Consider the following 7,534-nt stretch of genomic DNA (forward strand, 5'->3'; position numbering starts at 1 on the left):
CAGGTGGTTTAGGAATATTCTTCCTGGGGGTTGCGGCACTTTGGTTTGTGTCGGTCTATAAGGACAAGGAGAAGTAGTATCCGCGTCGGAAAGGCCATATCACACATACCTCTAAGCTGAATCAAATTCTGTACTCTATAGTCCAGTTAACTCTGTCCGACATGATATTCAAGATCATCCGGGAGATTAAATAGAGAGCAGAAGCAGGGTGTCAGTTTCGCAACAGTTCTTTTATAAATCGAGCTCCTTTGATTGTGCCGTAGCTTCCGCTTTCAGTACTGTTCTCATCGTACTGTGTGACATCATCAGGTTTTTCACCGGGATGATATATCAGGAACGGTACAGGGTCATGAACATGCGTTCTGACATCACATGGCGTTCCGTGATCGGGAGTAATGGCGATAGCAACATCTTCAGGCATACCCGAAGTCTGCTCCATGATGTATTTCACGACTCGATTGTCGAGATATTCAATGGTCCTGATCTTCAGATCAACGTCACCCTCATGACCGGCTTCATCCGTAGCCTCTACATGAAGATAGACGAAGTCGTAATCGCCTTTCAGCGCGTCTACTGCAGCCTGAGCCTTGCCTTCGTAATTCGTATCGTACAGCCCTGTTGCGCCCTCGACCTCAATAACATCCAGCCCGGCATAAATACCGAGACCTTTCACAAGATCCACAGCTGAAATGACAGCTCCTTTTATGTCGTACAGATCAGTCATGGTTTTCATCTTCGGTCTATAACCGGGAGACCAGAACCAGACCGAATTCGCCGGATCTTTACCTTCAGCAATTCGTTTCAGATTAACAGGATGATTTCTGAGTATCTCCTGCGATCGGAGAGTGAGAATGTTCAGAAGAGCTGCTGTTCTTTCCCCAGCCGGTTCCGTTGCCTGGATCAGAACATCAGTATAATCAGTTCCGGGAACATCATGTGGCGGAGTACAGGAAACGGCATCGTTTCCATCCTTAAGCACGAACAGATGCCTGTAGCTGACGCCGGGATAGAATCTCATCATATCAGATCCCAATTGTTCATTGAGCGTTTCAATAAGCTGGTGAGATTCTTCCGTACTGATGTGTCCCGCGGAGTGGTTCTTTATCTTTTTGTCTTCGATACAGATGAGGTTACATCTCATTGCGAGATCAGAATACTCCAGCTCCACTCCCATACTTGCCGCCTCCAGCACTCCCCTGCCCTGGAAAACTTTCGCTGGGTCATAACCGAGTACGGCAAGGTTCGCCACCGCGCTTCCAGGCGGCATACCTTCCGGTACGGTTACGAATTTCCCGCACCTTCCCCTTTCGCAAAGGGAGTCTATATGGGGTATATCAGCGACCATGAGCGGTGTTCTTCCGCCAAGAGTCTTGATGGGACGGTCAGACATGCCGTCTCCAAGAATGATGATGTACTTCATTTAATTATCTTCGCTTTCACTTGGTTCTTTGAAAATGACACCCATCAGATACGTGGATGCCACTCTCATCACTTTCAGTAATTATCTCTCAGGAAAGATTTGAAGGCCGGATAACCTTCAGGCAGATGCTCGTAGGATTCTTTTTTTTCCTCCAGTCCCTGAAGGCTGGGTGGCAATTCAGGATCGAGAGAAAGAATTTCGCGGATTTTCTCGGGGAATTTAGCCGGATGGGCTGTCTCCAGTGAGATGCAAAGCTGATCCATATGCTCCCCTGTTTCCTGAAGATAGCGCTCCAGACCTGCCCAGCTGACGGAACCATGAGGCTCAAGCAGAAGGCCGTATTCTTCATAGGCATCCTTTATCATCGCTTCCGTTTCACTGTCGTTGATGCTTACCGCATACATGTCTTTCCTTATGCGGTCGAGGTCCGGAGCGGTGTTTATCACACCATGCTCGTCCATGTTCCCTCCGTACAGAGCGACCAGCCTGGGAATATTGCTCGGATGACCTACATTCATGGCGCTTGAGATACAGTTCCTTGAAGGTACGAGTTTTTCATAAATACCTGATTCGACAAACTTCGGAAACTCGTCATTCTCATTTGTCGCTACTATGAATTTCTTTACCGGCAAGCCCATATTCATTGCAATGAGACCGCCGCAGAGATCCCCGAAATTCCCTGATGGAACGGAGAAAACTACTTTCTCATCAGGATCTCCTGACCGCAGCTTCGCAAATGAATAGAAGTAGTACATCGTCTGAGGTATAAGACGGCCGATATTGATCGAATTCGCGGACGAGAGGTTCAGATAATCCAGCTCTGAGTCAGCGAATGCCTGTTTGACCAGAGCCTGACAATCATCGAACTTACCGTTAAGGGAGAGTATTGTTACGTTTTTCCCAAGGGTTGTCATCTGCTTCCGCTGACGAGCTGTCACTTCCTTCTCCGGGAAAAGGACTACAACTTTGATATTGTCCAGTCCGTAAAAAGCATTCGCAATAGCGCTTCCGGTATCTCCTGAGGTTGCGGTGAGTATGAGCAGCTCTCCGCTCTTCCGGTCGAGGAAGTACTGCATAAGGCGACCCATCATTCTTGCCGCGAAATCCTTAAAGGAAGCTGTCGGCCCCTGATCCAGTCTCATCACGTACTTCCGGTCATATACGCGCTCAAGCGGTACTTCGTAATCATAGGCATTAATTACAATTCGCCTCAGATCATCTTCGGGAATCTCACCGGCCAGGAATTTACTCCCGACAGCAAACGCAATTTCGTGGTATGCAGCGTCCGAGAAATCCAGTATCTCCCTTTGTGAGAATCGGGGTATCTCCTCCGGCATATAGAGCCCACCATCCGGAGCGATACCCTTCAGCAGAGCCTGTTCAAAGTTAACCGCTGGAACTCTTTGATTGGTTGATCTGTACAGTATCGGTTTATTTCTCATATTTCTTTCCTGCCTGGTGTTGTTCTATTACTCTGACAATGACAGCTGGCTGCGAATACACTCAGCAAGTCTTCCTGCTGCGGCGGCCAGCTGCTCCTTCGACGCAAACGAGAAATTGATTCGCATCGTATTCCTTTTGGGATTCTCCCCGAAGAACACATCACCCGGAACGAAAGCTACCTTGTATTTTATTGCTTCATAGAATAACGCGTGTGTATCAATCTGCTCAGGAACCGTCACCCAGAGGAATAACCCTCCTTCGGGTTTGGTCCATGTCACTCCCATTTCTTCAGGGAAACATTCCTGCATTGTTTTAAGAAACACTTCAAGCTTCTCACCGTAGTATTTCCTGCATTTAAGGATATGTTCCTCCATGCCCATTTCGGTAAGGAATGCAGCACACATGTCCTGATTGTACTTGGGAGTATTCAGAACATTTCCTTCCTTGATGTTGGTCATAGCTTCAATCACTTCTGGCGGGCCGATGTTGAACCCTACCCTTAGACCGGGACAGAAAAGTTTCGAGAATGTGTAAAGACCAATTACGTTCCCGCCACCCATTTCCTGGTCAAGCGCGTAGATGGAAGGAATGGTTTCGCCGCGGTATCGGAAATCTCTGTAAGGACTGTCCTCCAGAATGGGGATGCCGTACTCCCTGCTCAGGTCGAGCAGTGAAAGTCTTTTTTTCAGGCTCATGGTGATCCCGGAGGGGTTCTGGAAATCCGGCACAACATAGATGAATTTAGGTTTCCTATTTTCTTTCCCCAGAGACTCGATCTTTACGCGAAATCCCTCTACATTTGAGCCATCTTCATCGATATCAACACCAACGAATTTTGGACGTTGCATCTGGAAAGCGACAATAGCTCCGGCGAATGTGGGTCGGTCAAGAAGAACGATATCTCCGGGATTCAGAAATAATCTTCCCGTCAGGTCAAGACCGTGCTGCCCTGATGAAGTTACAACAATGTTCTCATCGGTAACCCGGATATTGTCTCTATCCAGAAATCGCACTATAGCATCAAGTAGAACCCTTTCTCCCTTGATGGGCGTGTACTGCATAACCTTCTCGATATCTTCCTCAAGAACCCTTCCGGATACGAGTCGCATCTCGTGTATGAGGAACATATCCGGCGATGGCAGCCCACCGGCAAGGGAAATTATCTCAGGATCTTTAAGCAGAGCGAACAGCTTGCCTATGGAGTACCCGCCGTACTCTCTGATATTATCCGAAAAACGATTGTTCCAGTCCTGTATCATGGAAACCTCTCTGCCTGTTCTGAGTGAACCTTTGAGTATTCAGTGCTGCTGACAACTCTTTGCGAAGATTGCCCTGATACCCCGTTTCATCATAGCCCTGCCGTCCTTAGATGCGCGAATAGCTTTGTTGTAAATAACCTCACCAATATCCATTGCGATCGCGTCACGCTCATCTTCTGATATGAAGTAAGTCGCCATTGTATCGAGATCATGGGCGGTTCCATCGCTCTCGTACTTGAAGGTCATATCAGTACCGCTCTCAAGTACTCTGAACATATTATCGGTCCAGTTGAAACTCGGTATGCCGAGATCGGGATTGATATAAATATGAGCAGCAAGGCTGACACCCTTTATTTCGCTCGCATTAAGTTCCTTCGCACACTGGATAAAGTTGGCTGCGGTTGAGCCGTTGCCGATGTTGATTTCATATATGGGTGAAGTTCCATCATCACGGATGTACTCGTTCATGATATTGAGCAGCATTCTGAACTGCATGGGATTCTGTGTAGCCAGAAGCATTGAAATCTTTATATGGAGGTTCGGAATATCCCGTCCATAGTAGCAGATTGCTATTATCGTACTCCAGCTCGGATTCAGGAAAAAATTCCCTCCGGTTGCCAGAGCGGTGCGGGTGATGCCGTCAAGATAGACCAGGTGATTATTGTTCGCGACCTCTATTCCACCGAAGTTTCCGAAGGGTGTACCCTGATTCTTCAGCGTAAGCGCACAGGTTCCGCATTCGCACTCGTATCTTTCAAATTTCTCACCGGTAAGTGCTTCAAGTTCTCTGAAACGATCCTCGGGCTGCGGAATTCCGATCAGGTTTGTGCTGCAGAACTTACTGGCCTTCATAATATTTTCGGCCATTGTGAGAGTTGCCAGTAGATCGCCGTTGTAAATGTAATTGTCTGTCAGAGCTACAACGGATATCATTTCCTGCGGAGCGAAACATGGTTCATCGGTCCCTGCACTCTCAGCTATTCGCCTGATGCATTCGTGAGTAACCTTTGCGCCCTGGAATCCTGAGACCTGACTTGTTCCGGTTCCGAAAGCATCATTATAGATGATTCCGTTTTCCTTCTCGAAATCCTCTACCTGAGGAAAATCCTTAGCATAGGCTTCTGCTTCCTCAATCATTTTTCCGAAACCCTTTTCGGCAAGGATGCGCTTTCTGGTTTCTAAATTTCTCATCTTCCTGATTGTACTGACGATCTTCTCTGCTCCGCCGTGATGCTCTTTCAGAGCATCTATGGCTTTCATGTCAGCATCGGACAATAACGGATATCTCATCGAACCCTCCTGTTCAGCCTGGACACTCGGATTCACAGCAGCCCGGGCAGTTGATAGATACTTGTGCTGTCTGCGAACAACACAAGAATAATATTGCTATTCAAATCAATATAACAATACACTTTTCACTCATACTCTGCAATGAATACGGATACAGTCGGAAAGACGTTTTAACTATTCTTTGATTAATCCAATACAGCTGTTTATTATTATATTTTAGCTATTATCGGGAATAATTGTCAAGATACAAGGTTTGACCCTGCGCGGTTCATGCGGATTAGCCAGCCTTTTGCCTCAATTCTTGTGAATATTACCCTGGCTCTGTCAAAGCTTGCTCCGGCATCGGATTTTCTTCCTGATTCTGTCTGCATCAGACCCTGATAGTAGAGAGCCCTGGCAATCAGATAATCGTCCCCCAGCCCCTCGAAACTCTCAATCGACTGTTTCATGCAGGATTCCGCGTCCTCTGTCATATCCTCGAAAGTAAACATTCTGCTGGAAATGAGAAGCATTTCCGCACTTATCTCTTTTAATTCAAGCTCAGCTGACTGAGTTTCAAGTTCATCGAGATACCGCTTCACACCGGCGAGATCGTTCTCTTCAAGGCTTAACTGAGCACGACAGACAAGAACCCAGGCAAGCAGAGGTTTTGAACCAATTTCCCTCGCGAATGTTTCAGCCATCCTGAAATACGCGTCAGCCCTTTCTTTCTCATTCTCTTCCAGAAATACGCATCCTATGTTGCACAATATCTTTGTGTGCCCCTCACGGTCTGAAATCTCTTCCCTTATTCGAAGTGAGTGCTCAAAAAACTCGTGTGCTTCAGCGTATTCCCCGAGCCTTTGCCGGACAGCCCCAATATTTGCATAACCTTCCGCTTCACCGCTCCGGTCACCTATCTCTTTTCTTATGTCAAGTGAATTTATGAAATTTGGAATCGCGTCTTTGTTGTTACCAAGATGCATCTGAACAGTTCCTATATTGTTCAGAGTCGCCGCTTCGGCCTTTCTGTCGCCGATATCAGAGGAAATACGCCGGGCTTCCTGGAAACTGATTAAAGCTTTAGCGTAATTTCCAATCTTGTAATTCAAACCTGCCATATTATTGAGTATCGACGCCTGGGCTCTCCGGTTTCCTATCTCCCTGTTGGTTTCCATTGATTGATTGTAGCACTCAAGAGCCTTCGAGTAGTCCCCCTTGAAGTAGTGTATGTTCCCTATATTATTGAGTGTGGCGGCATGTGATTTCCGACTGCTCGTAGTATCGCTGAGTTCCCTGGACGCATGGTAGTTTTCAAGGGCATTATCATACTCTCCCAGCATGGCATAGGTGGTTCCAATCCCGGTAAGTATTTTTATCTCAATCGTATGATCGGAAGAATCACAGTACACATCCAGTGATTGCCTGAAATATTCCAGCGACTCATGATACTTGCCAAGAAAACGGTTTACTGTTCCTATGTTCATAAGACACAGCGCTTCACCCGGTCTGTTTTTCTTGTCCCGGTAAATTTCGAGTGCTCTGTTGGATAATTCTTTCGCCTTCATATACTGCGCTGTATCCTGAAAAACAGCACCGGCGGCTACCAGGCAATCAGCTTCCTTCTCACTGTTCCCTGTCTCTCCAGCACGGTCTATTGCCCTGGAAAGATCCTCAATTGCCTTCTCGTTGTCTCCTACGAGATTATATACACCGGCTCTATCCTTCAGGCACTCCACAAGCGTTTCGGTCATGTTTTCAGAGTTTTTCTCAAGCATTTCAACAGCCCATGTATAGAACCTGATAGCATCCTGATTGGCATATGAGTCTCTGGCGCTGTTCCCGGCAATCATGCTGTGATGAATAGTCTTTAACTGATCTCCTCCCTTGTGAAAGTGAAGCGCGAGTTCTTCCGCAACCTTTTCCTGGCAGTCCATATTATCCGAAAACAGCTTTGCTCCAACATCCAGATGATATTTTCTTCTCCTGGATTCATTCATCCTGCCGTATATGATTTCTCTTATGATATCTTCCTTGAAACAGAATGTTTCCTCAACTCCCTGAGAAAGGAATCTCATTCCGAGTATCTCATCCATCATGTCAAAGAGCTGTCCCTCATTCCAGTCGGTCATTTCCAGCAGGA

5 protein-coding genes are annotated in these 7,534 nt (G+C 46.9%); all 5 read right to left on the minus strand.

Annotation, left to right across the window (positions count from 1 at the left end):
* Positions 1 to 211: 211 nt before the first annotated feature.
* Positions 212 to 1,420, minus strand: a complete 1,209-nt coding sequence (locus tag K8R76_00480; protein MCD4846647.1) for a cofactor-independent phosphoglycerate mutase — start codon at positions 1,418 to 1,420, stop codon at positions 212 to 214.
* Between the two features lie 74 nt (positions 1,421 to 1,494).
* Positions 1,495 to 2,862 (minus strand): threonine synthase, encoded by a 1,368-nt coding sequence (gene thrC / locus K8R76_00485; protein MCD4846648.1) that lies wholly within the window; start codon positions 2,860 to 2,862, stop codon positions 1,495 to 1,497.
* 27 nt (positions 2,863 to 2,889) lie between these two features.
* On the minus strand, positions 2,890 to 4,122 hold the full coding sequence (locus K8R76_00490; protein ID MCD4846649.1) for a PLP-dependent aminotransferase family protein: 1,233 nt from the start codon (positions 4,120 to 4,122) through the stop codon (positions 2,890 to 2,892).
* Between the two features lie 39 nt (positions 4,123 to 4,161).
* Positions 4,162 to 5,412 (minus strand): hypothetical protein, encoded by a 1,251-nt coding sequence (locus K8R76_00495; protein MCD4846650.1) that lies wholly within the window; start codon positions 5,410 to 5,412, stop codon positions 4,162 to 4,164.
* Positions 5,413 to 5,651: 239 nt separating this feature from the next.
* On the minus strand, positions 5,652 to 7,534 hold a 1,883-nt coding region (locus K8R76_00500), incomplete at its 5' end, for a tetratricopeptide repeat protein (protein ID MCD4846651.1).

Origin of the sequence: Candidatus Aegiribacteria sp. (assembly GCA_021108435.1) — a bacterium.
GTDB lineage: Bacteria > Fermentibacterota > Fermentibacteria > Fermentibacterales > JCC-6 > Aegiribacteria.

Bases quoted from the DNA above. Each gene is read 5' to 3' on its own strand.
- thrC (MCD4846648.1), bottom strand. From the start codon at position 2,862: ATGAGAAATAAACCGATACTGTACAGATCAACCAATCAAAGAGTTCCA.
- K8R76_00490 (MCD4846649.1), bottom strand. From the start codon at position 4,122: ATGATACAGGACTGGAACAATCGTTTTTCGGATAATATCAGAGAGTAC.
- K8R76_00480 (MCD4846647.1), bottom strand. From the start codon at position 1,420: ATGAAGTACATCATCATTCTTGGAGACGGCATGTCTGACCGTCCCATC.
- K8R76_00495 (MCD4846650.1), bottom strand. From the start codon at position 5,412: ATGAGATATCCGTTATTGTCCGATGCTGACATGAAAGCCATAGATGCT.